28 protein-coding genes, 3 tRNA genes and 1 pseudogene are annotated in these 25,608 nt (G+C 63.7%); 15 read left to right on the top strand and 17 right to left on the bottom strand.

Features of this window, described 5'->3' with window-relative positions:
* Window positions 1–71 precede the first annotated feature (71 nt).
* The 5 genes from ACYG9Z_RS23110 to ACYG9Z_RS23090 all read left to right on the top strand — a co-directional run bounded on the left by ACYG9Z_RS23110 (window position 72) and on the right by ACYG9Z_RS23090 (window position 4,745).
* Window positions 72–1,163, top strand: coding sequence for an ABC transporter ATP-binding protein (locus ACYG9Z_RS23110; RefSeq protein WP_023727814.1), 1,092 nt, complete (start codon window positions 72–74; stop codon window positions 1,161–1,163).
* An 83-nt stretch (window positions 1,164–1,246) separates the two neighbouring features.
* Window positions 1,247–2,362 (top strand): ABC transporter substrate-binding protein, encoded by a 1,116-nt coding sequence (locus ACYG9Z_RS23105; RefSeq protein WP_023727815.1) that lies wholly within the window; start codon window positions 1,247–1,249, stop codon window positions 2,360–2,362.
* A 21-nt stretch (window positions 2,363–2,383) separates the two neighbouring features.
* Window positions 2,384–3,217, top strand: coding sequence for an ABC transporter permease (locus ACYG9Z_RS23100; protein WP_023670301.1), 834 nt, complete (start codon window positions 2,384–2,386; stop codon window positions 3,215–3,217).
* Entirely contained in the window at window positions 3,217–4,023 is an 807-nt protein-coding gene (locus tag ACYG9Z_RS23095) for an ABC transporter permease (protein ID WP_023695543.1), read from the top strand. The genes ACYG9Z_RS23100 and ACYG9Z_RS23095 overlap by 1 nt, the downstream gene beginning before the upstream one ends.
* A 107-nt stretch (window positions 4,024–4,130) precedes the next feature.
* Window positions 4,131–4,745 carry a LysE family translocator gene (locus tag ACYG9Z_RS23090; RefSeq protein WP_245259945.1) on the top strand — a complete coding sequence of 205 codons (615 nt, stop codon included), beginning with the start codon at window positions 4,131–4,133 and terminating at the stop codon, window positions 4,743–4,745.
* A 46-nt stretch (window positions 4,746–4,791) separates the two neighbouring features.
* Here ACYG9Z_RS23090 and ACYG9Z_RS23085 read toward each other — a convergent pair whose 3' ends face one another.
* Window positions 4,792–5,682 (bottom strand): alpha/beta fold hydrolase, encoded by an 891-nt coding sequence (locus ACYG9Z_RS23085; protein WP_023752546.1) that lies wholly within the window; start codon window positions 5,680–5,682, stop codon window positions 4,792–4,794.
* Window positions 5,682–6,017, bottom strand: coding sequence for an antibiotic biosynthesis monooxygenase family protein (locus tag ACYG9Z_RS23080; RefSeq protein WP_031198108.1), 336 nt, complete (start codon window positions 6,015–6,017; stop codon window positions 5,682–5,684). Before ACYG9Z_RS23080 ends, ACYG9Z_RS23085 begins: the two co-directional genes overlap by 1 nt.
* A gap of 130 nt (window positions 6,018–6,147) precedes the next feature.
* Here ACYG9Z_RS23080 and ACYG9Z_RS23075 point away from each other — a divergent pair.
* Both ACYG9Z_RS23075 and ACYG9Z_RS23070 read left to right on the top strand, forming a co-directional pair.
* Window positions 6,148–6,221: transfer RNA gene (locus ACYG9Z_RS23075), tRNA-Cys, on the top strand.
* A 91-nt stretch (window positions 6,222–6,312) separates the two neighbouring features.
* Window positions 6,313–7,500, top strand: coding sequence for a helix-turn-helix domain-containing protein (locus ACYG9Z_RS23070; protein ID WP_023727784.1), 1,188 nt, complete (start codon window positions 6,313–6,315; stop codon window positions 7,498–7,500).
* A gap of 37 nt (window positions 7,501–7,537) precedes the next feature.
* Here ACYG9Z_RS23070 and ACYG9Z_RS23065 read toward each other — a convergent pair.
* Window positions 7,538–7,614, bottom strand: a tRNA-Arg gene (locus ACYG9Z_RS23065).
* Window positions 7,615–7,674: 60 nt separating this feature from the next.
* Entirely contained in the window at window positions 7,675–7,980 is a 306-nt protein-coding gene (locus tag ACYG9Z_RS23060; RefSeq protein ID WP_023670294.1) for an ETC complex I subunit, read from the bottom strand.
* Between the two features lie 173 nt (window positions 7,981–8,153).
* Here ACYG9Z_RS23060 and ACYG9Z_RS23055 point away from each other — a divergent pair, with 173 nt between their 5' ends.
* The 4 genes from ACYG9Z_RS23055 to ACYG9Z_RS23040 all read left to right on the top strand — a co-directional run bounded on the left by ACYG9Z_RS23055 (window position 8,154) and on the right by ACYG9Z_RS23040 (window position 10,609).
* Window positions 8,154–9,338 (top strand): flavin-containing monooxygenase, encoded by a 1,185-nt coding sequence (locus tag ACYG9Z_RS23055; protein WP_023695547.1) that lies wholly within the window; start codon window positions 8,154–8,156, stop codon window positions 9,336–9,338.
* Between the two features lie 51 nt (window positions 9,339–9,389).
* Window positions 9,390–9,466, top strand: a tRNA-Pro gene (locus ACYG9Z_RS23050).
* 179 nt (window positions 9,467–9,645) lie between these two features.
* The gene (locus tag ACYG9Z_RS23045) at window positions 9,646–9,957 is read left to right on the top strand and encodes a hypothetical protein (RefSeq protein WP_023689055.1); all 312 of its coding nucleotides are present in this window, start codon (window positions 9,646–9,648) and stop codon (window positions 9,955–9,957) included.
* Between the two features lie 391 nt (window positions 9,958–10,348).
* On the top strand, window positions 10,349–10,609 hold the full coding sequence (locus tag ACYG9Z_RS23040; protein WP_023752545.1) for a hypothetical protein: 261 nt from the start codon (window positions 10,349–10,351) through the stop codon (window positions 10,607–10,609).
* Window positions 10,610–10,915: 306 nt separating this feature from the next.
* On the opposite strand, the gene ACYG9Z_RS23035 is transcribed toward ACYG9Z_RS23040, so the two are convergent.
* From ACYG9Z_RS23035 to ACYG9Z_RS23015, 5 genes and pseudogenes are all read right to left on the bottom strand, one after another.
* Entirely contained in the window at window positions 10,916–11,332 is a 417-nt protein-coding gene (locus tag ACYG9Z_RS23035; RefSeq protein WP_023684763.1) for a type II toxin-antitoxin system VapC family toxin, read from the bottom strand.
* Window positions 11,329–11,583, bottom strand: a complete 255-nt coding sequence (locus tag ACYG9Z_RS23030; RefSeq protein WP_023670289.1) for a FitA-like ribbon-helix-helix domain-containing protein — start codon at window positions 11,581–11,583, stop codon at window positions 11,329–11,331. Before ACYG9Z_RS23030 ends, ACYG9Z_RS23035 begins: the two co-directional genes overlap by 4 nt.
* Before the next feature lie 123 nt (window positions 11,584–11,706).
* Window positions 11,707–12,411, bottom strand: a complete 705-nt coding sequence (gene hdaA, locus ACYG9Z_RS23025) for a DnaA regulatory inactivator HdaA (RefSeq protein WP_023684762.1) — start codon at window positions 12,409–12,411, stop codon at window positions 11,707–11,709.
* A 2-nt stretch (window positions 12,412–12,413) separates the two neighbouring features.
* Complete coding sequence (locus ACYG9Z_RS23020; RefSeq protein ID WP_023684761.1) at window positions 12,414–13,607, bottom strand: AI-2E family transporter; 1,194 nt, start codon at window positions 13,605–13,607, stop codon at window positions 12,414–12,416.
* A pseudogene (locus ACYG9Z_RS23015) lies at window positions 13,579–14,134 on the bottom strand (CDP-alcohol phosphatidyltransferase family protein). The gene ACYG9Z_RS23020 and the pseudogene ACYG9Z_RS23015 overlap by 29 nt, the downstream one beginning before the upstream one ends.
* Window positions 14,135–14,321: 187 nt before the next feature.
* Between ACYG9Z_RS23015 and purM the strand changes: the two are divergent.
* Genes purM through ACYG9Z_RS23000 form a run of 3 tightly spaced genes read left to right on the top strand, consistent with a single transcriptional unit; the run spans window position 14,322 to window position 16,636 of the window.
* Window positions 14,322–15,401: a phosphoribosylformylglycinamidine cyclo-ligase gene (gene purM / locus ACYG9Z_RS23010; protein WP_023684760.1), complete on the top strand. Its 1,080-nt coding sequence runs from the start codon at window positions 14,322–14,324 to the stop codon at window positions 15,399–15,401.
* Window positions 15,398–16,105: a phosphoribosylglycinamide formyltransferase gene (gene purN / locus ACYG9Z_RS23005; RefSeq protein WP_023752544.1), complete on the top strand. Its 708-nt coding sequence runs from the start codon at window positions 15,398–15,400 to the stop codon at window positions 16,103–16,105. Before purM ends, purN begins: the two co-directional genes overlap by 4 nt.
* Before the next feature lie 6 nt (window positions 16,106–16,111).
* The gene (locus tag ACYG9Z_RS23000; RefSeq protein ID WP_023715099.1) at window positions 16,112–16,636 is read left to right on the top strand and encodes a SixA phosphatase family protein; all 525 of its coding nucleotides are present in this window, start codon (window positions 16,112–16,114) and stop codon (window positions 16,634–16,636) included.
* 189 nt (window positions 16,637–16,825) lie between these two features.
* Here ACYG9Z_RS23000 and ACYG9Z_RS22995 read toward each other — a convergent pair whose 3' ends face one another.
* From ACYG9Z_RS22995 to ACYG9Z_RS22965, 7 genes are all read right to left on the bottom strand, one after another.
* Window positions 16,826–17,059, bottom strand: coding sequence for a DUF680 domain-containing protein (locus ACYG9Z_RS22995; protein WP_023684758.1), 234 nt, complete (start codon window positions 17,057–17,059; stop codon window positions 16,826–16,828).
* Window positions 17,060–17,295: 236 nt separating this feature from the next.
* Window positions 17,296–18,069, bottom strand: a complete 774-nt coding sequence (gene dapB / locus ACYG9Z_RS22990) for a 4-hydroxy-tetrahydrodipicolinate reductase (RefSeq protein ID WP_023684757.1) — start codon at window positions 18,067–18,069, stop codon at window positions 17,296–17,298.
* 62 nt (window positions 18,070–18,131) lie between these two features.
* On the bottom strand, window positions 18,132–18,341 hold the full coding sequence (locus ACYG9Z_RS22985) for an arginase family protein (RefSeq protein ID WP_280938672.1): 210 nt from the start codon (window positions 18,339–18,341) through the stop codon (window positions 18,132–18,134).
* Window positions 18,278–18,934 (bottom strand): arginase family protein, encoded by a 657-nt coding sequence (locus ACYG9Z_RS22980; RefSeq protein ID WP_280938671.1) that lies wholly within the window; start codon window positions 18,932–18,934, stop codon window positions 18,278–18,280. Before ACYG9Z_RS22980 ends, ACYG9Z_RS22985 begins: the two co-directional genes overlap by 64 nt.
* Before the next feature lie 96 nt (window positions 18,935–19,030).
* A complete protein-coding gene (locus ACYG9Z_RS22975; protein WP_023752543.1) occupies window positions 19,031–20,203 on the bottom strand; it encodes an amidohydrolase in 1,173 nt (390 codons plus the stop codon).
* Window positions 20,196–21,443, bottom strand: coding sequence for a Zn-dependent hydrolase (locus ACYG9Z_RS22970; RefSeq protein WP_031196559.1), 1,248 nt, complete (start codon window positions 21,441–21,443; stop codon window positions 20,196–20,198). Before ACYG9Z_RS22970 ends, ACYG9Z_RS22975 begins: the two co-directional genes overlap by 8 nt.
* Before the next feature lie 2 nt (window positions 21,444–21,445).
* The gene (locus tag ACYG9Z_RS22965; protein ID WP_023752542.1) at window positions 21,446–22,648 is read right to left on the bottom strand and encodes a diaminopropionate ammonia-lyase; all 1,203 of its coding nucleotides are present in this window, start codon (window positions 22,646–22,648) and stop codon (window positions 21,446–21,448) included.
* Window positions 22,649–22,751: 103 nt separating this feature from the next.
* Between ACYG9Z_RS22965 and ACYG9Z_RS22960 the strand changes: the two genes are divergently transcribed.
* Window positions 22,752–23,228, top strand: coding sequence for an Lrp/AsnC family transcriptional regulator (locus ACYG9Z_RS22960; protein ID WP_023689068.1), 477 nt, complete (start codon window positions 22,752–22,754; stop codon window positions 23,226–23,228).
* Between the two features lie 57 nt (window positions 23,229–23,285).
* Here ACYG9Z_RS22960 and ACYG9Z_RS22955 read toward each other — a convergent pair whose 3' ends face one another.
* Window positions 23,286–25,394, bottom strand: coding sequence for a molybdopterin-containing oxidoreductase family protein (locus ACYG9Z_RS22955; RefSeq protein ID WP_023752541.1), 2,109 nt, complete (start codon window positions 25,392–25,394; stop codon window positions 23,286–23,288).
* Window positions 25,395–25,608 lie beyond the last annotated feature (214 nt).

Raw genomic sequence — 25,608 nt, 5'->3', positions numbered from 1 at the left:
GCGAAAACTATTCGGTTGCGGTGAGCCGGCGCACTGCCCTACGCTCAAGCCACGATCAAGGAAGAGGCAGGATGCAGCAACCCGGCCGGGCCGCAGAGATCAAGGCAATCGGGATCGGCAAGAGCTTCGGCTCGTTCCGGGCGCTGGACGACCTGACGCTCAATATCGGCCGCGGCGAGTTTTTGACGCTGCTCGGCCCCTCCGGCTCGGGCAAGACCACCTTTCTGATGATCCTGGCAGGCTTCGTGCAACCGACCGCCGGCAAGCTTTTCAGCGACGGTTTCGACATCACCGATCGGCCGGCAGAGCAGCGCGCCGCCGGCATGGTGTTCCAGGGTTATGCGCTGTTTCCGCATATGTCGGTCGAGGCCAACATCGCCTTCCCGCTCAAGGTACGCAAGAAATCGGCTTCCGAGATCAAGCGCCGCGTTGCCGAGATGATCGAGCGCGTCGGCCTCAAGGGCCATGAGACGAAACTGCCGGCGCAGCTTTCCGGCGGCCAGCAGCAGCGCGTGGCGTTGGCCCGCGCTTTGGTGTTCGAACCCGGCGTGCTGCTCCTCGACGAGCCGTTCTCGGCGCTCGACAAGAGCCTGCGCGGCCAGATGCAGGCCGAGATGAAGCGGCTGCATCAGGAGACCGGCACCACCTTCGTCTTCGTCACCCACGACCAGAGCGAGGCGCTGGCGCTGTCGTCGCGCGTCGCCATCTTCAACCACGGAAAATTGCTGCAGGTCGGAGCGCCGGACGAGGTCTACGACCGGCCGGACAACCGCTTCGTCGCCGAGTTCCTTGGCGAGATCAACATGCTGCCGTTGAAGGGGGTCAAGCCCGCCGACAATGGCTCGACGGGCCTCTGCGAGGACCGCGCGGTCAACATGCTCTGCAAGGCCGAGAAAGTCCGTGGCGATGCGATCCTGGCGATCCGGCCCGAGCATATGTCGATCGCGCGCGAAGCCGCCGCCGGCGAGAATGGCATCGCCGCCACCGCCATCGGCTCGACCTATCTGGGTGCGGCGACCAAACTCGATCTGACGACGCGCCAGGGCGCCAAGGTGACCGTCTCGGTGCCGAACGAGGTCGCCGCGGCTGCACTCAGCAAAGGCAATTCCGTCTGGCTGACCTGGCCGGCGGAAAAGGGTTTCCTCCTTCCGGACGGAGGATGACGACGAGAACGGCGAAGTCTTCCAGCAAAGAATCTGGAGCGCGCCATAACCACCGGAACCAACAACGAAAAAGGGGAACTAAAATGACAGACCAAAGCAAAAAACAAGCCATGGACGCGCTATCCGCCCGGGCTGTGCGCGGCGAGATTTCGCGCCGGCAATTCACCCAGCTTGCAGCCTTCGTGCTGGCCGGCACGCCGATGCTGCTGCGCTCGACCGGCGCGTTTGCGCAGGCCAAGGAACTGGTGCTGGTCAACTGGGGTGGCGATGCCCTCACCGCTTATGACGCCGCCTATGGCCAGGCCTTCACCAAGGAGACCGGCATCGCCGTCAAGATGGACGGTTCGGGCCCGACCGAAGGCGCGATTGCCGCACAGTTCAAGAGCGGCGCGCCGACCTGGGACCTTGTCGACGTCGACCCGTTCTCGGCCATCACGCTCGGCGCGCAGGGTGCGCTCGAGCCGATCGACTACGCCGTCGTCGACAAGAAGAAGATGCGCGAGGGGTTCGGCTGGGAATACGCGGCGTCGACCTATTTCTTCTCCTATGTCATCGCCTATGATTCCGAGAAATACGGCAAGGACGCGCCGACCGGCATGGCCGACTTCTTCGACGTGAAGAAGTTTCCGGGCAAGCGCTCGCTCTACAAATGGGGCGTGTCGAGTTGGGAAGCCGCACTTCTCGCAGACGGCATCGCGCCGACCTCGCTCTACCCGCTCGACCTGAAGCGCGCGCATGACAAGATCGCCGCCTTCAAGGAAAACGTCGTGGCTTACTGGGGCGGCGGCGCCGAGAGCCAGAGCGTGCTGCTCAACGGCGAAGCCTCGATGGCGATCGTGTGGTCGACCCGCGCCTCGCTGATCGAGCAGGACTCGGGCGGCAAGATCAAGTTCATCTGGGATCAGGGCCTGATTTCGCCCGGCGCGCTGGCCGTGCTCAAGGGCAACCCCGGCGGCAAGGACGCAGCGATGAAGTTCATCGCCAGCGCCCAGGATCCGGAGAAGCAACTGGTGATGTTCGACAAGCTCGGACAGGGTCCGGCCAATCCGGCCGCCGATGCGCTGATCCCCGCCGACAAGAAGCGCATCAACCCGGTCGATCCCGAAAACATGAAGAAGCAGATCGCGCTCGACATGGACTGGTACGCCAAGAATTACGGGGCAGCACTCGACGAATACACCAAGATCATCTCGGCCTGACCAGGCCGGGCACGAGCTTCGATGAGAGGCACCCTCTCCGACAGGATGGGCGCGGCGGTGCTGATGGCGCCGCTGCTGCTGTTCCTTGTGCTGGCCTACGCCTGGCCGTTCCTCGGCGTCGTCAAGTGGAGCGTCACCTTGCCGACACCGGGGCTCGGCCAGTATGGCGCGCTCGCCACCGATGCCCTGGTGCAGTCTGTGTTCATCCGCACGCTGCGCATCGCGCTGATCGTCACCGTGGTTTCCGTGGCGGCGGCATACGCCATCACCATGGTGTGGGTGCGCGGCAGCCCGGCACAGCGCATAATCGCTGAATTCTGCATTCTCGTCCCCTTCTGGATCTCGGTGCTGACCCGCGCCTTCGGCTGGGTGGCGCTTTTGTCCAACCGCGGCCTGATCAACACCTGGCTGCAATCGATCGGCTTCATCTCCGAGCCGCTGGCGCTGGTGCGCAACGAGTTCGGCGTCATCGTCGGTATGACGCATTTTTTGATCCCATTCGCGGTGTTCCCGCTGGCCTCCGCCATGCGCAGCCTCGACGAGCGCGTGCTGCTCGCGGCGCGCGGGCTCGGCTCCAGCCGCATGCGCACCTTCTGGACCGTGTTCGTGCCGATGACGCGCTCCGGCATCATCGGTTCGGCGATGATCGTGTTCGTCTTCTCGCTCGGCTTCTTCGTCACGCCGGCGATCCTCGGCGGCGGCCGCAGCGTGATGATCGCCGAGCTGATCTACCTCAGGATATTCCAAAGCCCCGACTGGGGACTGGGTGCGGCGATCAGCGTCGTGCTGGTGCTGTTCGTCGGCGCGCTCATGGCGCTGCTGTTCCGCTATGTCAGACCGAAGCAGCTGATCTGATGCCGACCTATCGCCCCGGTCCCGTCTCGCTGATCCTCGCCGTGCTGGTGGCGCTGTTCCTGCTGCTGCCGCTGCTGGCGGTCATCCCGGTGTCGCTGACGCCAAGCCGCATGCTGGCTATGCCGACGGGCGAACTGTCGCTGCGCCACTACCGCGCGCTGATCGAGGATCCGCGCTGGCTCGACGCCATCCTGCTGTCGGTCCGCATCGGCATCGTCAGCAGCGTCATCTCGACCGTGCTGGCGCTGTGCTTCAGCCTTGGCGTCTGGATGTTCCAGCCGCGCTTCACGGCCACCCTTGTCGGCTTCGTGCTGTTGCCGATGGTGGTGCCGCCGGTGGTCTCGGCGATCACGCTCTACTTCCTGCTGACGTCGATCTCGGGCATGAGCTCGTTCTTCGGCTACGACACCTGGCTCGGCGTCGCCATGGCGCATTCGGTGATGACGGTGCCTTTCGCCACGGTGCTGATCCTGGTCTCGCTCAGCCAGCTCGACCGCCGCATCGACCTTGCCGCGCGCGGCCTTGGCGCCGGCGTGTGGGAACGCGCCACGCGCATCATCATGCCCAACATCAAGTTCGGCATCGTCACCGCCGCGCTGCTGTCCTTCGTGCTGTCCTGGGAAGAGATCGGCGTCACCCTGTTCATCACCTCGGTCAACGCCATCACGCTGCCGCGGCTGATGTGGATGGGCCTGCGCGACAACATCGACCCGGCGATCGCCGCGCTCTCGGTGATCCTGATCATCATCACTGTGCTGGTGCTGGCGGTGAGGACTGTGGTGGTGAAGATGCGCGGCGGGCACTGAGCCAAGGTGGCCAACAACAATCGGCGATAGCCAAGCCGCTGTGTGAAGGGCGTTACGGACGGTGAGCGCCGGGTACATTACGCGGCGTCATGGGAAACCTGCCGCTGGTGACATTTGCCTTCGTGTCGGTGCTCGGAATGGCGGTTCCGGGACCGGACGTCGTGCTCGCCATCACCAACGGCTCCCGCTACGGTTTTCGACGCGCGTTTCTCGGCATGGCCGGCGTCGTACTGTCTGATTTCGTTCTTATCAGCATCGTCGCGCTGGGCTTCGGCGCTCTTCTGCTGGCTTCGGAATTCTATCTCTCGGCTCTCAGGATGTTCGGCGCGGGCTATCTGCTTTTCGTCGCCATCGGTACCCTGCGCGCCGCATCCCGACCTTCGTTCAACCCTAACCTTCCCGAAACACGCCATTCAGCCAAGGCACTCATTGGGCGCTGCTTCCTGGTGGCGGTCACAAATCCGGCGGCCTGGCTGCTTTTCCCCGCGATCCTGCCGCATTTTGTCCGCGTGGATGAGCCGATCGCGATCCAGTATGGCATCCTGGCCATTATCGCCGCGCTTGCCGATGTGTTTGTGCTGACGTTTTACGCAGCCCTTGGCGCGCGGGCTGCAAGGCTTCTGGCTGGGCCAAACGCCGTGTGGATCGACCGGTTTTACGGTATCGCCCTGCTTGGTCTTTCGAGCACTTTGATCCTGCAATCCCTCGGCCATCTGAGATAGTCGACACAGGAACACACAGGCCCGGATTTTAGCAATCGGCCCGCAGTCAGCTTGCGAAGAATCTCGACAGCCTTGCAGCCGTGTCTTCGGGGTGCTCTTCCGGGAAGAAATGCCCACCCTTGACCGAGCCGCCTCCGACGTTATCAGCCCATTGCCGCCAGATCGCCAACGGGCCGCCCTCCTCCGCATACCAGTTCTCCAACCCGCCCTCGCCGCTCCAGAGCGCAAGCAGCGGGCATCTGATGCGACAGCCATTAGCCTGGTCCTGCGCGTCGTGCTCGCGGTCGATGCCTGCGGCGGCGCGATATTCCTCGCAGATGGCGTGGGCATGGGCGGGATCACGCAGCGCCTCGATATAGGCGGCCCTGACCTCAGCGGGAAAAGCATCTGGAGCCGAGCCCCAGCCGGCGATCGCATTGTCGACAACTGCGTCGGGTGCTGCGGACAACAGGCGCTCAGGCAGCGGTTCCGGCTGGGCGAGCAGGCTCCACGGCCAGGAGGCCAGCGCCAACCTGGCATCGGCCCGATCCCAGGCGGAGGCCGTGGGGACGATGTCGAGAACGGCGACTTTCGACACGGTTTCGGGATGGTCGAGCGCCAGCCGGTAGGCGACGCGACCGCCACGGTCGTGGCCGGCAACCATGAAACGGTCGAAACCGAGAACGTCCATAACCTGCACCATGTCGCGCGCCATCGCTCGTTTGGAATAGGCGGCATGATTGGCTCCGGAAGCCGGACAGGCGCTTTGTCCGTAGCCTCTCAGATCGGCGGCAACCACGCTGAAGTGCGGCGCCAATGCCACGGCGATGTCCCGCCACATAACATGCGTTTCGGGAAAGCCATGCAGGAGCAGCAGCGGCGGCCCTGAGCCACCGGCCCTGACGAAGATCGATGTCTCCTCCATTTGAACGGTCCTGGCGTCAAAGCCCGCAAACATCAGCTGCCGCCAACCATTCCGTGGCTGGAACGGATTCGCAGCACCTGGACACCCTTCGGCAATTCGATCAGGAACTCCTTGTCGCGGTCGAGATGGTGGATGCTTTGCGGATCGCCGCCGGTAAAGGCGGCCATCGCCTCGACGCTCTCCCAATAGGAGATGGTGATGAATTCCGAATGCGTCGGCGTGTCCTCGCGAAAAGTCTGCACGCCCAGCGCTTTCTCGATCAGCGGCTTGATACCGACCTCGTAGTTGTAGCGCTCATAGGCGTCGGCCTTGTCGGGCAAGGTCCTGCCGCGCCAGATGCGCGCAATGGTCGGGGTTGTCGGTGCCATCAGCAACAAACGCCTGAACGCGAGCCGCGTTCCGAACATCTCGACTGGTGGCAGCCGGATCGCGGTCCGAACCTGCGAGCAGAGGCCGGCCAAGTTGACTAGCTGTCGCGGTCAATGCACAAGGAGCCATGGTCTGAGGGCGGGACGGTGACGCATCGGTCTGCAAAACCGACGTAGTGGGTTCAATTCCCACTCAGGCCTCCACACTATCTCTTTGATGCCCTTCCCGAGAGATGGGTGACAGTTCATTCCGGAGACATGGGTTACACTTTCGGCCCTTTGCAAGGAGAGCAAGGTGCCTTGGAAGGAGTGTAACGTCATGGAAGAGCGGCTGAAGTTCATTGCCCGGCTGCTGGACGGCGAGAAGATGGCGGTGCTTTGCCGTGAGTTCGATATCTCGCGCAAGACCGGCTACAAGATCCTCACACGCTACAATGACAGTGGCCTTGAGGGGCTGACGGATCGATCACGCCGACCCTACCGCCACGCCAATCAGCTTCCGTTTCAAATCGAGAAGCTGATTGTGCGCCTCAAGCAAGACAAGCCGACCTGGGGTGCGCCAAAGATACGCGAACGGTTGGCCCGGCTGTATCCTGACGTTCACCGGCCTGCGATCTCGACGGTGCATGCGGTTCTCGACCGCCATGGCCTGGTCGAGCGCCGCAAGCGAAGGCGCAACAGGGCGATGGGAACACCACTTTCAAACGGCTATCGGCCCAACGATCTGTGGTGTGCCGACTACAAAGGCGAGTTCATGCTCGCCGATCGGCGCTATTGCTACCCGCTGACGATCACCGACTTCGCCAGCCGCTATCTCATCGCCTGCGAGGCGTTGTCGACTACCAAGGAAGCCTATGCCTTTACGGTGTTCGAGAGCGTTTTCAAAGAGTTCGGCCTGCCCAGCGCCATCAGGACCGACAACGGCGTTCCCTTTGCCAGCCCAAACGCGCTGTTCAATCTCAGCAAACTGTCGGTCTGGTGGCTGCGCCTGGGCATCGACATCGAGCGCATCCAGCCGGGCTGTCCGCAGCAGAACGGGCGCCATGAGCGCATGCACCTGACTCTCAAGAAGGAAACCACCAAACCGGCTGGCGCCAATTTCCTGCAGCAGCAGGCCAGGTTCGATGACTTCATCAATGAGTTCAACTCAGAACGCCCACATCAGGCGCTCGACATGGCCTGTCCAGCCGAGCGCTACACGCCGTCACCGCGCATCTATGCCGGCCTGCCGGATCTCGATTATCCGTTTCACGACAAGGCCGTCACCGTCACCACCTGCGGCCGCATCTGCTACAATCGCAAGAAGATCAACCTCAGCCTCGTCTTTGCCGGCCAGACCGTCGGCATCAAACAGGTCGAGGACCATATCTGGCTGGCTTCCTTCATGGATTATGATTTGGGCTACTTCGATGATGAGACATGCAGGCTCGAACCACTCCAAAACCCCTTCGGGCCAAAAGTGTTACCCATGTCTCCGATATAAACCGTAACCTATGTGTCCGGAATGGACCTGAAGTTGTTGGCGATCCCGACAGGATTCGAACCTGTGACCATCGGCTTAGAAGGCCGGTGCTCTATCCAGCTGAGCTACGGGACCGCTGGCCGGCATTTGATATCTTGGCCGGCTGGTGTCTATGTGCCAGGCGCTGACCGCCGGTCAATGCGTCCAGGGTATCCTGCGGTCATAGCGGAAATTTTCCGCATAGGAAATCTGCCGGCGCTTGGTCTCTTTCGGCTCCTCGACACGGAAGGCCAGCCCCTGCTTTTCGGCATAGGCCACCGCTTCTTCCCTGGTGTCGAAGGTCAGCCTGATCTGGCTCAGCATGTCGCCCGATGTGGTGTAGCCCATCAGCGGGTCGATCTTCTTGCGTTGGGCGGGATCGAATTCCAGCACCCAATGGCCGGTCTTGGCCTTGCCGGACTGCATCGCGGTTTTGGCTGGGCTGAAAATTCGCGCGGACATGGGCACCTCGTAGCTGCGTTGGCGGTAGCGCCGCCTTATTTCAGTCAATACTGTGCAACACTGCCGACGGCAAGGCCGAAGCGGCCTGCAACCAGGCCGCTTCGGCAGCGGCATCGGCCCGATACACTGGCGTAGCATCAAAAGTCATGGTCATGATGGCGACACAAAGAGGCATGGACGCAGGGATTTTGCACGCCGAGGCCGACAGCCAAGCGATTTTCGACGGCGCGATCGTGATCGGCGCCGGGGCAGCCGGCTTGACCGCAGCCCATGCGCTGCTCAAGACCGGCGTGCCTGTGATGGTGTTGGAAAAGGAAGCCCGGCTGGCCGAGCCATGGCACGGGCGGCACGAGCGACTGCATCTCAACACGCATCGCGACCTTTCGGCGCTGCCGGGCGTTTCCTTTCCTGCCGGCACCCCTGCCTTTCCGCACCGAAACACCATCATCGGCCATTTGAACGAATTCCACGCCATGCACCGGCTGCCGGTCGAGTTCGGCATCGCGGTCGAGGAGATTGGCTTCGAGGGCGACCACTGGCTTGTGCGGACCAGTGCCGGGCCGCGGCTGGCGCGCCATGTCGTCATCGCCACCGGGCGCGACCGGCAGCCCTTCATCCCGGCCTGGAAAGGCATGAAGGCCTTTGCCGGACGCATCATCCATTCGGCCGCATTCGGTAACGCCAAGGCCTATGCGGGCAAGAAAGTGCTGGTCGTCGGCGCCGGCAATTCCGGCTTCGACGTGCTCAATCACCTGGTGGCAGCCGACGCGGGACAGATCTGGCTGTCGGCGCGCAACGGTCCGGCACTGCTGCCCAAGCGCCTCGGCCAGATCGCCGTCCACCGATTTTCGCCGATCCTGGCGCGGCTGCCGTTCAAGCTCGCCGATGCGGTGATGGCGGCGACGCAGCGATGGGCCTTCGGCGACCTCACGGCCTACGGCCTGCCGCCGACGCCTTCGGGCGGCGCAAGCCGGCTGGCGTCGGATTATACCGCCATCGCCACCGATGACGGCGCCGTCGATGCCATCAAGGACCGCAGGATCATCGTGCTGCCAACCGTGCGGGAATTTACCGGCGACACGGTCGTTTTCGACGATGGCGCGACGATCCAGCCCGATATCGTCATCGCCGCGACCGGCTACCGCACCGGGCTCGAGGCCATGCTGGGCAAGCTCGGCGTGCTCGACCAAAAGGGCGTGCCGCTGTTCAACGGCGCCGACAGCGACCCGAAACTGCCGGGCCTGTGGTTCACCGGCATGCGGCCAAGCATCCGTGGCTGCTTCGCCAATGCTCGCATCCAGGCCAAGGCGATCGCAGCCAGGATTGCGCGGGAGCGCATACCGCCAAGCCCCGTTTGATGTTTTAGGGGTTGCGCGACAGGGTCCGGAACCGTATACGCCGCAGGGCCTCGGAGTGTAGCGCAGCCTGGTAGCGCATCTGGTTTGGGACCAGAGGGTCGGGAGTTCGAATCTCTCCACTCCGACCATTTTTTCCCACAAAGCCAGTCCTTGCCCAAGGTATCACTCCCAAGGTCGCCAATGGCTGCCTCGCCGGTAGCGCATGGCGGCACGCATTGCCCAAGCAGCAGCCGCTCGCCGATCGGACCCTACATTGGAACACCAGTTCGCTCCGAGAGTTGTGTATGTTCAACCCAAGGAGCAAACAATGAAAACCCTTCTCATCGCCTCGATGATCGCGTTCGCCGGAACGGCGGCTTTGATCGCACCGGCGCAAGCCGCCAGTCTGACTATCCAGTCCGATGACGACGATCAATATTCGTCCGACGATGGCGATATACAGATTCTTCGCCATCACCAGCGCCACAAAGACTATAGCGACGACTATGGCGACGACTACAGCGACAACCAGGATGGCCAATGGCGGCGCCACCATCGCCATCACCGCTGCCATATCGAACTGGTCAGGCACTGGCGCCATCACCACAGGGTCGTCGAAGAGGTCAGGGTCTGCGGCTGATCCGATCGCTTTAGACCTGCTACGGCCGAGTTTGGCGACCGGAGCACCAATCTGACCTAAAGCGCGTCTCATTTGAACGGACTCACGCGACGCGCTTGAGGTCTTGTTTGATGCATGTTTGATGCATGCGGTTCTCTCAAAACCGGGGCCACTTGAGCGACATGCATCAGGCGCCCGTGTCATCGAACAGCATCCCTTCGGCGGGTTTGGCTGAAAATCGACGCAGGGATAATCCCCTCGCTTCCACCTCTATCGCCGGTCTAAAAGCGCGTCGCGCTGAAACGTATCCAGGCGACGCGCTTTGATTTTTGTTTTGATGCATGTCGTTCTCTCAAAACCGGGACCACTTTTGAGCGACATGCATTAGACTCCGGGCAAGGGGAGATTCTGGATGCTTGGTCTCGAGGCATGGCTTTCGCTGATTGGCCCTGCCTACTTCGCTTACATCCGCATCACGGTTCCGTTCGTCGTCGTCTGGGCCATTATCTGTGCAGCCCTGTGGATCTGGAACAACCGGCCGAGCAAGAGGCAAGGCCGTCCCCGGTCGTGGCCCGCCAGCGTGCTGTTCTTTGTCGTCGTCGCCGCGTGCTACGTGGCAGCGCATACGGTGGTCTATCTGCTGGTCCGGTATCTGGCGGCGTTGTGGCTATAGGGCACCCTCCCGGACACTCCGGTGACTGCTCCACGAAGGTAAGCTCGCCGGGCGAGAACCCCAATCATCACTCCCGGCGAGCCTACAACCCGATCAGGAACGCGACCAGGACCGGGGTCAGCCGGCAAGTTCCCAGGTGCAAGACGGATGCCAAATAATGTTCCCGAAATGGGACAGCGGCCCTCATGCGGCGGTGGGCACGGAGAGATCGAGTGTATTCATTCGAACACGCTGTCGTCGCTGAAGAGGAAATCCTGCCGAAACGCATGTTCGCAGCTCGCGCTCTGGTCGGGCTGCCGTACCTGGTTACGGCTGCCAAGGATCGATGACAGGCACGCCGGCCGCATGGAATGGCGCCGTGTCACGCGAGGCGACATGAAAGCCGTTTGCGGAGGCGATTGCCGCGATGTAGCCGTCGGGCACAGGAAACCCCTTGCCGGCTGCCCTCGCCTTCACTGCAAGTCGGGCATAGTGCCGGGCCGCCTCGGTATCGAAAGGCAGGATGCGGCGCTCAAACACGGCGCACACACCGGCGAAGGTTTCAGCGAGCGCAGCCTTGCGACGACCCGCCGGCATGGCCTCGATGCCGAACAGCACTTCGGCGAGCGTCACACTGGAGAGGTAAAGCGTTTCCTCGGCCTGGTCATCAAGCCAGGCCAACACAGCTTGATGCGGTTCGGGCTTCATGGCCTCCGAAACGACATTGGTATCGAGGAGGATCATTCGAACCCCAGCGGTTCGGCCGGCGCCTTGTCGCGAGCCTGCTCCAGGACCTCCACGTCTTCATTGGTCAGCCCGGCGCGTCGGGCAATGTCTGCCAGAACGGAGCCGAGTTTCACACGGCCGTCCGGCCGCACCGCGTTTTCCAGAATGTCGCGTATCTCGGCCTCGGTGCTGCGACCGTGCAAGGCCGCCCGTACACGCAGAGCTCGGTGGGTCGCTTCCGGAAGATTTCGGACGGTCACTGCAGGCATTGATATCGCTCCGATGTCATTGATTGAAAGTATCATATTGTTTCAGGTGATGTCACCATGCGTGTTTTGAAAACGTCGCACGGGCGGGATCGACAATCGCCGTCCAGGGAATTGCAGCAGGATCTATACCTCGAACTCGCCCTGCCCTTCGTCCATTGCGCTGACGGTTTCGGCGGCGAGCGCCCTGGTGATCGGCGTCTTGCGCTCGAGCGCGGTGCGGTCGAGGCGCTCGACCACGCGCATGGCGGTGGCCAGCGAGCGCTCGATGCGGCGCACCAGATATTGCACGACATGCGGCTCGACCTCGACCTGGCGGTCGGCGAAGAGTTTGGTGATGACACCGGCCAGAAGCAAATCGTCCGGCTCATGGATCTCGACGGTTGCCGCCGCCTTCAGCCGCGAGGCAAGATCGGGCAACGTCACCCTCCAGGCGGCGGGGAAGCGCCGCGCCGTCAACAGCAAGGTGGCCCCGGCGCCGCGCACTTCATTGATGAGATGGAACAGGCCCGTCTCGTCGATGGCTGTCTTGTCGACATCGTCGATCAGCGCGGGCCTGCCGCCAAGCCCGGTGATGGCATTGCCGATGCGCTGGGCATCGACCGCCACAGCGTTGGCCCGCGCCTGCCAGATCGAGCCCAGATGTGTCTTCCCGGAACCGGCCGGGCCGGCGAGCACGATCACCGGCGACGGCCAGTCCGGCCAGCGGTCGACAAGGGCTGCCGCCTCGCGGTTGGTGGCCGACACCACCAACTCGTCGCGCGAATAGCCGGTGCCATGCCCAAGGTCTAGCGGCAGCTGGCGCGGCGGTTCGGTCTTTTGATCCGCCACGTTCAGCCGCGCGGCGAGCGGTGGCCGCCGCCGCGATCGGCAGGCAGCGGCGGGACTGGCTCGGTGGAGTGTCCCTTGTAGAGCGGCGATTCGAGATAGCGGGCAATGGCAAAGCGCACCAGCACGGCAACCGCCGCCGAAGCAGGAACGGCGATCAAAAGGCCGACGAAGCCGAACAGGGCGCCGAAAGCGAACAGCGCAAACATCAGCCAGACCGGGTGCAGGCCGACGCTTTTTCCGACCAATCTGGGCTGCAGGATGTTGCCTTCGATGAACTGGCCGATGAAGAACACCACGGCGACAGCAACGATCATGGTCCAGTCCGGCCAGAACTGGACGAAGGCGACGCCGACGGCCAGGACCAGTCCGGTCAGCGAGCCGACATAAGGGATGAACGAGATCAGCCCGGCGAAGAGGCCGATGAGGATGGCGAAATTCAGCCCGGTCAGCGTCAGGCCGGTGGCATACATGCCGCCGAGCACCAGGCACAGCGTGCCCTGGCCGCGCACGAAGCCGGCGGTCGCGGTGTTGATGTCCCTGGAGATCGCCCTGACCGTCCCGACATAATCACGCGGCACCCAGCTGTCGACGACCGCCACCATGCGATCCCAGTCGAGCAGCATGTAGAAAGCGACAACCGGAGTGACCACGAACAGGCTGACCACCGACACCAGAGCAACGCCGGAACTCCAGATCGAGGTGAAGACGGTGCTCAGCAGGCCGAAACCGGAAGTGAGCAGCGAATTCAGCCCGTCGCGCAGGCCATTGGCATTGACGCCGAATTTCTGCTCCAGCCATTTCGGATCGAAGCTGGTGATCAGCGACTGCAGCCGGGTCAGATATTCCGGCAGCTTGCTGGCGAAATCGGCCATCTGCGTGGCCAGTACCGGAACCAGGATGACGAAGGCCAGCACCAAAAGGACGATGAAGGCAATCAGGATGACCACCGTCGCCATCAGCCGGGAGAGGCCGAGGCGTTGCAGCCGGTCGGCGACCGGGTCGAGAAAATAGGCCAGCACCATGCCGGCAACGAACGGCAACAGGATGCTGGAAAAAATGTAGAGGAACAGCGCCAGGAAGATTGCCGTGCCCAGCCAGAAGAAAATCTGGCGGCGAAACGCCAGGGACGCAGCCGCCTCTGCCAGCGCGGCAGTCGCGGCATTCTTGTCAACTACCCGGGGTGGAGCCTTCGCCATAGCCGCTCATATGCCTCAGCCAAGCCACGAGATAGGCCGCGGCCGAAGCCACGGTCAAGACCCCGGACAGCAATATGAGCGCAGGCCTGAGCGGGTCGAGGCGGAGGCCAAGGGCAAGTTCGCCCAGCACACGGCGCCAGCACGATCTGGGCGGCGGTGTTGGCCTTCGACACATAGAGCGGCTTCATCTCGACCGGATGCGCCATGATCGTGGACAAAAGCACGGCGCAGATGATCAGCGCATCGCGTGACACCATGGTCACCACCAGCCACAGCGGCAATTGCCCGATGAAGCCCATGACCACGAACACCGAGACCAGAAGCACCTTATCGGCCATCGGATCTAGATAGGCGCCGAGTCTCGAATGCTGGTTGAAGCGGCGGGCGATGAAGCCGTCGACGCCATCGGAAATTCCGGCAACGAGAAATCCGGCAAAGGCCCAGTCCCAGCGCATGTTCAGCATCGCCAGCACCACCGCCGGCACCAGCACGAAGCGCAGGATGGTGATGAGGTTGGGAATGGTCAAAGGCATGTCCCGCCATGCTTGTTCTGCAGATAGATGATGGAGATGGATTGTGGGTGCAAGGACCAGCGGTGAAGGGACGACTGTCCACGTATTTATCTTGGGCAAAAGCCCGGTATCCTGTCGTCATCCTTGCCCCCCGAAACCATTCATGCGAAGAGCCGCCGAGGGAAACAGGGATGCGCCGACGATGAGCAAGGGCGACCGGGCCAAGCGCAAGAACGGGCTCACCTATGCCGAGGCGGGCGTCGACATCGATGCCGGCAACCTCATGGTCGAGAAGATCAAGCCGCTGGTGCGCGCGACGCGCCGGCCGGGCGCCGATGGCGAGATCGGCGGTTTTGGCGGCCTGTTCGACCTCAAGGCGGCGGGTTTCACCGATCCGGTGCTGGTTGCCGCCAATGACGGCGTCGGCACCAAGCTGAAGATCGCCATCGATGCCGGCAAGCACGACACGATCGGCATCGACCTCGTCGCCATGTGCGTCAACGACATCGTCGTGCAGGGCGCCGAGCCACTGTTCTTCCTCGACTATTTCGCCACCGGCAAGCTCGACCCCGACCAGGGGGCGGCAATCGTCGGCGGCATAGCAATCGGCTGCCGACAGGCCGGCTGCGCGCTGATCGGCGGCGAGACCGCTGAAATGCCCGGCATGTATAACGACAAGGATTACGACCTTGCCGGCTTCGCCGTCGGTGCGGCCGAACGCGGCCAGTTGCTGCCGACCGACGATATTGTCGAAGGCGACGTGCTGCTTGGCCTGGCTTCCTCGGGCCTGCATTCCAATGGCTTTTCGCTGGTGCGCCGCATCGTTGGCGTCAGCGGGCTTGCCTGGAGCGATCCGGCGCCGTTCAACGACGAAGCGACGCTGGCCGAAGCGCTGCTCGAGCCGACCCGCATCTATGTGAAGTCGATCTTGAAGGCGATCCGCAACACGCATGGCATCAAGGCGCTGGCCCATATCACCGGCGGCGGCTTTCCCGAAAACATTCCGCGCGTCCTGCCGAAGGACTTTTCCGCAGAACTCGATCTCAATGCCATCGATGTGCCGCCGGTGTTTTCCTGGCTGGCGAAGACTGGCGGCGTGGCGCCGGAGGAGATGATGCGCACCTTCAACTGCGGCATCGGCATGATCCTCGTCGTCGCCTCCGGCCAGGCGGCACAGGTCGCAGCCGTGCTGCAGGAGGCCGGCGAGACTGTGACGCCGATCGGCCGCATCGTTCCGCGCCGCGACGCCGGCGTCATCTATCGGGGCTCGATCGGCCTATGAGCAGGAAACGCACGGTTGTTCTGATCTCGGGACGCGGCTCGAACATGACGGCGCTGATCGCGGCGGCCAGCGACCCGGCCTATCCGGCCGAGATCGTTGGCGTCATTTCCGACCGGGCCAACGCCGCCGGCCTCGGCATCGCGGCCGCGCGCGGTATCCCGACCAAGGTCATCGTGCGCGCCGACCATGCCAGCAAGGAAGCCCATGATGCGGCGATCGACGCCGCGCTGATTGCATTCAACGCCGAGATCGTGGCGCTGGCCGGCTATCTGCGCATCCTGTCCCGCGGCCTGGTCGAGAAGTGGCAGGGGCGCATGATCAACATCCACCCTGCCCTGCTGCCGGCCTTCAAGGGCCTGGATACCCATGCACGCGCATTGCGCGCCGGCATGCGTATCCATGGCTGCACGGTGCATTTCGTTACGCCTGAGATGGATGACGGCCCGATCATCGCGCAAGCCGCGGTGCCGGTGATGGTCGGCGACAATGAGGACACACTGGCCGCCCGCGTTCTGAAAGCCGAGCACCGGCTCTACGCGCTGGCGCTCGGCCTCGTCGCCGACGGCAAGGCGCGCATGGAAGGCGGCCGCACTGTGCTGGCGCATTTCGCTGACGATGCCGAAAACGGAACTTCGGTGGTGATTGCCCCCGACCCGCTGCGCGAAGAGCGCGATCTCGAACATCTGGCGCGGATCACGCCGTAGGCCGGCATGGCGACATCGAGACAATTGCTCCTGCTGCGCCACGCCAAGTCGAGCTGGGACGACCCGGCGCTCGCTGATTTCGACCGGCCGCTCGGGCCGCGCGGGCTGAAGACGGCGCCGCTGATGGGGCGCGAACTGGCCCGGCGCAGTTGGCTGCCCGACCTGGCGCTGGTGTCGCCGGCGCTGCGCACGCGCGAGACATGGCGGCTGGTCTCGGCGGAACTGTCGGCGAGCGTAACGGTGGAGTTCGCCGAGGCGCTTTTCGAAGCCACGGCTGGCGACATTCTGGCCGAGGTGCAGCAGGCAGTCGCATCAGCTGGCTGTCTCCTGGTGCTTGGCCACAATCCCGGCCTGGAGGATTTTGCCCGCCGGTTCGCCGGTCCGCGATCGGGTGTGGCTGCTCTCAGGAAACTTGAAGAGAAATTCCCGACCGGCGCCCTTGCCCGCTTTGTCATCGACGGCGACTGGGCGGATCTCGGCTTCGGCGCGGCCCGGTTGACGCATTGTATCAAGCCGAAGGATCTAAGCTAGACCAAGCTGCCTAACGGGCTAGCCGCAGGTGACAGCCGCAAACCGTGTTTTGAAAAGATCACGGCCAAAGGAGGTAGGACCAGCTGCTGGCGGATTGATTCAAGATCTTTGCGGCCCGAGTCGATTGCACAAAAACAAGAGCGGTGGGCCAGGCCCACCGCTCTTTGTGGTCGTCGATTTCTCAGAAAATCAACGACCCCAGATGCCCTGGCCGGATTCCGGCTGGTTCGAGTCGCCCTTGATCGTGAAATCGCCGAGGCTGGCCGGCTTGCGGATCGAGGCGGTATAGCTGTGATCGATGTTGCCGGCGGGCGCTGTCACAGCAGGCTGGTTGACGCCGTCGGAGCCGTAGTGGTCGCTGCCTGCGAAAGCGGTGCCGGTGGCAAGGAGGATGGCAGCAGCGGTAAGTGCGATCTTGGTCATTTCAGGTAATCCAGATTTTTCAGTTCTGTCCGTCAAGTGGCGTGCCTTGGGAGGAATTCGCGTCGCTCGGACCACCCCGAAATGGGTGTGCGTTGCTGCCATTGCCAATCACAAAAATGTGCGAACCGAACCGTTCGGTTCGGTGTTGGAAGGCGCGAAATGGCGTAGTTGTTGCTATATTCTATTCTCTAGGCGGCTCCGACCTCCAACGCCCCTCGTTGCGTTACCCTTGCATCTCAAAAGGTCGTGAAGCCCAGTACGTCGCGCATGTCGTATTCGCGGGGCGGCCGGACGGCGACCCAGCGTGCTGCCGCAATGGCGCCGCGCGCGAACATCGAGCGGTGGCCCGCCGAATGGGAAAGCGTGAGCGTCTCGCCCTCGGCCAGCAAGCTCACGCTGTGCTCGCCGACGATGCTGCCGCCGCGCAGCACGGCAAAGCCGATCTCGCCGGCAGGGCGTGGACCTGTAAGGCCGTCGCGGATGCGTTTCGCCACATCGTCCAGCCTGACGCCATGTCCGCGAGCGGCCGCCTCGCCCAGCATCAGCGCCGTGCCCGACGGTGCGTCGACCTTCATGCGGTGATGCGCTTCCAGGATTTCGATGTCGGCGGCGGGACCAAGTGCTCGCGCCGCCTGCTCGACCAGCCCGGTCAGCATGCTGAGCCCGAGCGAGTAGCTGCCGGAGCGAACGATGGCGACGGACTTCGAAGCAGTAGCGATGGCGGCGAGATCGGCCGGCTCGAAGCCGGTCGAGCCGATGACCAGCGCCGGGCCGCCGCAGGCCGCGCAAGCTTGTGCAAGATCGACGGAGGCCGAAGGCGTGGTGAAATCGATGACGACATCCGCAAGCGCCAGTGCTTCGTCGCGCTCGACCAGCCCCTCACCGATGCTGCCCGGCCTGTGAAAGCGGGCGACGAGCGTCAGCCTGGGATCGGCCTCGACGGCCAGCGCCATCTGGCTGCCCATGCGCCCGTTCGCGCCGGCTATGGCTATTTTCAAAGGATGCGGCATGCGGCTTTCACTGGAAATGCGAGTCACAACAATGATCTACCATGCCGCCCTGCCAGATTGGTTCAGCCGGCGCCATGGGTCTTGAGCATCATGCCGGCGATCTCCTTGACCAGCTTGGCGGCAACCAGCGCAGTGAGATTGGAGACATCCTGGCTTGCATTGTATTCGACGACATCGGCGCCGACGATGGGCTGGTCGATCCGCTGGATCAGGTTGGCACTTGCCGGGTTGTAAGACCACCGGGTTCGCGGTGCGACACGCCGGGCGCACAAGCCGGGTCGAGGCCGTCGAGATCGACCGAGAGATAGACCGGCGTCTTGAGATCGAGCTGCAGATCCTCGCTGAAATGCCGCGCCTCGATCATTTCGACGCCGAAGCGCTTGAGCTGGTCACGAAGCTCATCATTGAGGGTGCGCAGGCCGATCTGGATCAGCCGGTCAGCCAGCCCCTCCTCCAGGATGCGCGCGAAGGACGAGGTGTGGGACCGCCTGTTGCCCTGATAGGCATCGTAGATGTCGGGATGGGCGTCGATCTGGACGATCGTTAGCCTGGCATGGCGGCGGCGCACGGCACGCAGCACCGGCCAGGCGATGGCATGATCGCCGCCGAGGCTGATCAACGGGTGGCCGGCATCCAGCGCGCGGCCGACCTCGGCCTCGATTCGCTCCCACGGATCGCCGGCGCCTGAAAAGTCGATGTCGCCGTGGTCGACGAAACTGTCCGCCACATCGAAGCCGGTTTCGCTCCACGAGCTGTGCGCGTCGCTTTTGAGTTCGCGCCGGATCAGGGCCGGCGCTGCAGCCGCGCCCTTGAGATAGGACGAGTTCTCGTCATGCGGTATTCCCAGAAGCGAAACCCTGGTCATCGGCGTGCGATCTCCGGGAACAGGCAATCTCCCTAAACCTGGGAGCTGGCTGGCGATAGCAGTGCCGCTTGGGCCAGCTGCGAAGGCGATCAGGCGTCACTTCCCGATCGCGCCGCCCAGCCTTTGCCTGACGATCGCGGCGTGGAAATTCGTGCCGTGCAACAGCCCGTCATCGTTGAAGTCGTAGCTGGAATTGTGCAGCGGGGCCGAGGCCTCGCCATTGCCGAGGAAGACGAAACAGCCCGGTACGTGGTCGAGAAAGCGGGCGAAATCCTCCGAGGCGGTCATCGGCTCCGCCGCGATGCCGGCGGCGCCATCGGCCAGCACGCGCCTTGCGGCGACAAAGGCCGCGTCCACCAGGTCGGCATCGTTCTGCAGCGGCACGAATTCCCTGCTGTAGGTCACGTCGGCGGTGACATTGTAGGCGGCGGCGGTGCCCGCCGCGATGACCCGCATCTGGCGCTCGATCTCGGCGCTGACCTCGGGACGAAAACTGCGGGCGTCACCAAGGATGCGGGCGAGGCCGGGCAATGCGTTGCGGGTGCCGTCGGTGATCAGTTCGGTCACCGAAACCACCGAAATGTCGGCCGGGCTCAGCCTTCGCGAGACGATGGTTTGCAGATTGGTTACCAGCGCGCAGGCGGCGACCAGCGTCTCGTTCCCGGAATGTGGCCGCGCCGCATGGCCGCCGATCCCCTTGAGCACGATCTCGAAATTGTCCTCCGCCGACATGAACGGGCCGGCACGGGTCTCGAAATGTCCAATGGGCAGGCCCGGCATGTTGTGCAGGCCAAAGATCTCGTCGAAGGGGAAGCGCTGCAGCAGCCCGTCATCGAGCATTGCCAGCGCGCCCTTGCCCCACTCCTCGGCCGGCTGGAAAACGAAACGCACGGTGCCGTCGAAACCGCCCTCGGCGGCGAGCAGCTTTGCCGCGCCGAGCAGCATGGTGGTGTGGCCGTCATGGCCGCAGGCATGCATGATGCCGGGGTTCTGCGAGCCATAGGCTGTCGCGGACTGCTCGGTGATCCGCAGCGCATCCATGTCGGCCCTGAGCGCAATCGCCCGGTTGCCGCTGCCGCGCTTCAACGTGCCGACGATGCCGGTGCCGCCGACCCCCTCTGCAACGTCGTCCAGCCCGAATTCGCGCAGCTTCGCGGCGACAAAGCCAGCGGTGCGCTTTTCCTCGAAACCGAACTCGGGGTGCGCGTGCAAATCGCGCCGCCAGCCCGTCATCTCCCGCTTCAGCGCATCACGATCGAGTTCAGCCATTTTTCTCCCCGACCTCTTTTGCAAGCTCACTGGCGACATCAAGCAGGATGTTGGCGCCGGCGACAAGCTCGGCATCTTCAGTGTGTTCGCGCGAATTGTGGCTGATGCCACCGGCGCTCGGCACGAAGATCATTGCCGCCGGCGCGAGGCGGGCCATCATCTGCGCGTCATGGCCGGCGCCCGATGTCATGCGCCTGACGCCGAGACCGCGGTTCTTCGCGGCCGCCTCGATCAGTTCGACGATGCCGATGTCGAACAGCACCGGTTCGAAGCGGGCGAGCCGCTCGACCGAGATCGATACGTTCTCCGAAACCTCAAGCTCCTCGAGATAGGCAGCAAGGGCCGCCTCATGCGCCTGCAGGCGCTGTTCGTCGGGATCGCGCAGGTCGATGGTGAAGACGGCGCGCGCGGGAATGACGTTGATGGCGTTGGGTTCGAAGCGCATCGTGCCGACCGTGGCCACGGTTGGCCCATTTGAAGCCCTGGCCCGATCGTGCAGGAAGGTGATGATGCGGGCGGCGGCGTGGCCGGCGTCGCTGCGCATCGACATCGGCGTGGTGCCGGCATGGTTGGCGGCGCCGTCGATGGTGATGCGCTGCCAGGAAATGCCTTGCAAATTCTCGACCGCGCCGATCGGCACGCCTTCACGCTCCAGCACCGGCCCTTGCTCGATATGAAGTTCGAGATAGGCATGCGGCTTGAGGAAGCCGGGTTCGCGGTCGCCGGCATAGCCGATGCGGGCGAGCTCCTGGCCGAGCACGCTGCCATCCGTGCCGATGGCGGCCAGCACGGCCTCGGCGCTGACGCCACCGGCATGGCATAGCGAGCCCATCATGTCAGGCGTGTAGCGCACGCCTTCCTCATTGGTGAAAGCGGCGACCGCGACCGGGCGCGACGGCGAAAAGCCCGAAGCCTGCAGCGTCTCGATCACCTCCAGCCCGGCCAGCACGCCGTAGCAGCCATCATAGATGCCGGCATCGATAACGGTGTCGATATGCGAACCGATGAGCAGCGGCGCCTGCCCGGCATTGTCGGGGCTTTGCCAGATGCCGAAGATATTACCGACCCGGTCGATGGCGACTTCCAGCCCGGCCTGCCTGAGCCAGCCGACAAAGAGGTCACGGCCCTGTCTGTCTGTGTCGGAGGCGGCGAGCCGGATCAGCCTATCCTCACTGTCGCGGCCAACGGCGCCGAGTTCCCGGATGCGGCCAAGCAGACGCTGTGCATCGATCCCGATCATGGCTATGCCTCGGCCTTCAGCTTGCCGGCCAGCACATCGGCGGGGCTCTGCCCGACCAGCTCGGTATAGCGATGCGGGTCTGTGGCGCCTTCGGTGTTGATCAGCAGCACGCGGGATTTGTCGTCGAGCCCGAGCGCGGCCTTGTGGTCGGCCACCGCCCGGATCAGCCCGGCCAGACCGACGCCGCCGCTTTCGCCGGCGACGATCACTGGATCATTGCCAGCCGGCCGTGCCAGCCGCCGCATCACCGCGACCGCCTCCTCCTCATCCACTGTCATGAAGGCATCGGCAACCCGCGCCAGAACGCGCCAGGCAACTTGCGAGGCCTCGTAGCATTCGAGCATCGCCATCACCGTCGGCTGATCGTGTGCGACCTTGACCACGTGGCCCGCCCGGGCGGCTGCGACAACGCAGGCGGCGCGGGCCGGCTCGACGACGATGAAGGTCGGCCTGGCGTCACCGAGCACGATGGCGAGATGGCCGGCCAGGGCGGCGGCAATACCGCCGACACCGGCCTGCACGAAGACATGGGTCGGCGGCTGCGGCAACTGGCCCAACGCTTCGCGCACGATCGCCGTATAGCCCTGCATGACCAGACCGGGGATGCGCTCGTAGCCCGGCCAGGAGGTGTCGGACACCACGGTCCAGCCTTGCTCCGCTGAAACCTCGGCGGCCTGCCTGACCGAGTCGTCATAATTGCCGTCGACGCGGATCATCTCGGCGCCATAGCGGGCTATTGCTGCAATGCGCGCCTCGCTGACGCCGGCGTGAACGAAGATTGCCGCTTTCGCGCCAACCAACTGTGCACCTTGCGCGACCGAGCGGCCATGATTGCCGTCGGTGGCGCAGGCAACCGTCATGCCGGCAGCGACCGCCCGGACGTCGAACCGGTTGAGATCGGCCACGTCAACGGGCCGATGAAGCGATCGGCTCGCCTCCTCCAGCACCAGTCGAAAAACGGCATAGGCGCCGCCGAGCGCCTTGAAACTGCCGAGACCGAGGCGAAAGCCTTCATCCTTGATGTGGACGGCGCCGAGGCCGAGTTCGCCGGCCAGCGTCGGCAATGCATGCAACGGAGTTGCGAGGTGATTGTCGCGATGGGCAAGAAAGCGCTCGACCGTATCGGCACCGGCATTCCCCAGCGTTTCGGCATCGACCGGATCGAGCGGCCGGCGGTGCAAGGCATTGCTGTTGAGCAGGAACACGGGTGGCCTCCTTTGGGTGTGACGAAATCATATTGCAGCCGAGGCGCAAATAGCGCTGTTATTGGCGCTTCGAAATGCAAGTTTGTTTCGCCAGGATAGCGCTTTGCCTCGATCGCCTTCGCTCGACAGTTTCGACCTCGCCATCCTTGCCATCCTGCAGCGGGACAACACGACGCCGCAGCGGCTGATCGGCGAAGCCGTCAACCTGTCGGCGCCGGCGGTGCAGCGGCGCATCAAGCGCATGGAACAGTCCGGCGTCATTGCGGGCAATGTCGCCGTGGTCGACCCGGCGGCGGTCGGCCATCCCATCACCATCTTCGTCGAAGTGGAACTGGAGAGCGAACGCTCGGACCTGATCGACGCGGCCAAGCGGCAATTCTCGGCAGAGCCCGAAGTGCAGCAATGCTACTACGTCACCGGCGAGGCCGACTTCATCCTAGTCATCACCGCGGCCGACATGGGCGCCTATGAAGCGCTGACGCGCAGACTGTTCTTCGACAGCAAGAATGTCCGAAAATTCCGCACCTTCGTTGCCATGGACCGTGTCAAGGTGGGGCTGACGGTGCCTCTGCCGGGATAGCCAGTCACTTCTATGCAATTCCGGACGGAAACCGCTCACACTTTTCCTGGAATTGCTTCAGCCCGCCGGCCGCAGCCAGACCTTGTTGTCGTGGAAGGCCGCACCGCCATAGGGCGCTGGTGCGTCGGCGCCGGTGAGCACATTGATGCCTTCGCCACGCTCATGGGCGCTGTTTGGCCAGATGCCCTCGGCGATCACCACGCCGCGCTTGATGCCATCGAACAGCTTTGCGTGCAGCACCACCTCGCCGCGCCGGTTGCCGACCTCGATACGGTCGCCGTCGTCCAAGCCAAGCGCGGCAGCGTCGTCCGGATGCAACAGGAGTTCCGGCCGGCCTTCCTTGGCTCTCGACACCGGTGTCTCGGCGAATGTCGAATTGAGAAAATTGCGCGCCGGTGATGTCGTCAGCCGGAACGGATGCTCGGCATTCGCGACCTCGATCAGGTCGACATGGTCGGGGAATTCGGGGAGTTCCGCCACCGGCCCGAACAGGCCCATGCTTTTCGGCGGCCGGTTGGGCGCCGCCTGCCCGCTCCAGTTGGCGCGGAAGTGAAATTTCTTGTCGGCATGGCCGAAACCATCGATGAAATGCGCCGCCTCGAAATCCGGCTGCAGGTCGACCCATTTGTCTTCCTTGAGGCTGGCGAAGGAGCCCAGCCCGCGCTTGCCGAGGATGATGTCGATATGCTGCTGCTCGGTCAGGCCAAAGCCCGGCCGGTCGGAGACGCCGAGACGCTGCGCCAATTGCTCGATGACGAAGTGGTTGGTGCGCGGCCCTTCCGGCGGTTCGATCAGCTTGGGACCGAGCGTGATGTGCTGGTTGCCGCCGCCCTTGTAGACGTCATCATGCTCGAGGAACATCGTTGCCGGTAGCACGACATCGGCAAGCTTTGCCGTGTCGGTCATGAACTGTTCGTGCACGCAGGTGAACAGGTCATCACGGAGAAAACCATGTTTCACCAGCCGCTGCTCGGGTGCGACATTCACCGGGTTGGTGTTCTGGATCAGCATCGCCGTCACCGGCGGGCCACCGTAAAGCGCGTCCGCTGCGCCGGTCAGCACCGGACCGATGCGCGACTGGTCGAGATGGCGAATATTGGGATCGCGCATCGCGGTGCCTTCCAGCACATCCTGGTTGAGCTTGAAGATGCCGGAATTGGAATGGAAGGCGCCGCCACCCTCATATTGCCAGGCGCCGGTGACGGCGGCGATGCAGGATGCCGCGTGCATGTTGACCGCGCCGTTGCGCTGGCGGGCAAAGCCATAGCCGAGGCGGAAATAGGTTTTCCTCGTCGTGCCGACGAGGCGTGCGAAAGCCTCGATCTCGGTGACGGCAAGACCGGTGATGGCGGACGCCCATTCCGGCGTGCGCGTCTCCAGATGCGCTTCCAGCCCCTTCGGATCGTCGGTGTATCTTTCGAGATAGGCGCGGTCGGCCATGCCTTCCCTGAACAGCACATGCATGACCGCGCAAGCCAGCGCGCCATCGGTGCCGGGCTTCAGCACAAGGCCCATATCGGCCTGCTTCATCGTCGCGTTCTCGTAGACGTCGATAACGACGACCCTGGCGCCACGCTCCTTCCGCGCCTTGATGGCGTGGGTCATGACATTGACCTGCGTGACCACGGCATTGGTGCCCCAGATCACCACGCAGTCGGACTTCGCCATCTCGCGCGGATCGGGACCGCGCAAGGCGCCCGCTCCCATCATCCAGCCGGTCCAGGCCAGATTGGTGCAGATCGAGCCGAAGAAGCCGGAGTATTTTTTCGCATGGCGCAGCCGGTCGATGCCGTCGCGCTGCACTAGCCCCATCGTGCCGGCATAGAAATAAGGCCAGACGGTCTCGGAGCCGTATTTTTTCTCGGCCGCGATGAATTTCTCGGCGACGAGGTCGAGTGCCGCTTCCCAGCTGGATTCCTTCCAGACGCCGGCGCCCTTGGCCCCGGCGCGAACAAGCGGCTTCAGCAGCCGGTCGGGATGGTGGACACGGTCGGCATAGCGCGCGACCTTGGCGCAGACCACACCAGCCGTATACGTATTGGACTTGGCGCCATGGACACGGCCGATGCGGTTGCCATCGAGCAGTTCGACCTCGAGCGCGCAGGTCGAAGGGCAATCATGCGGACAGGTGGAGTGGCCGATTCTGAGCTTGGCGTGCTGGTTCATGGGGTCAAACTAACCGTTTATGACGGCGACGTGTAGTGCCAGATGGCATCTCTTCCTTCTCCCCTTGTGGGAGAAGGTGGATCGGCGCACAGCGCCGAGACGGTTGAGGGGTGTTCCAGCGGAGTGAGACGTTGGCGTTCCCTGGAACACCCCTCATCCGTCGCCTTCGGCGACACCTTCTCCCACAAGGGGAGAAGGGAGGACCGCTCCCTAC

The sequence above is a fragment of the Mesorhizobium sp. RSR380A genome (assembly GCF_054719385.1).
Note: the sequence above shows the minus strand (reverse complement) of the source record. Positions and strands in the feature narration are given on the sequence as shown.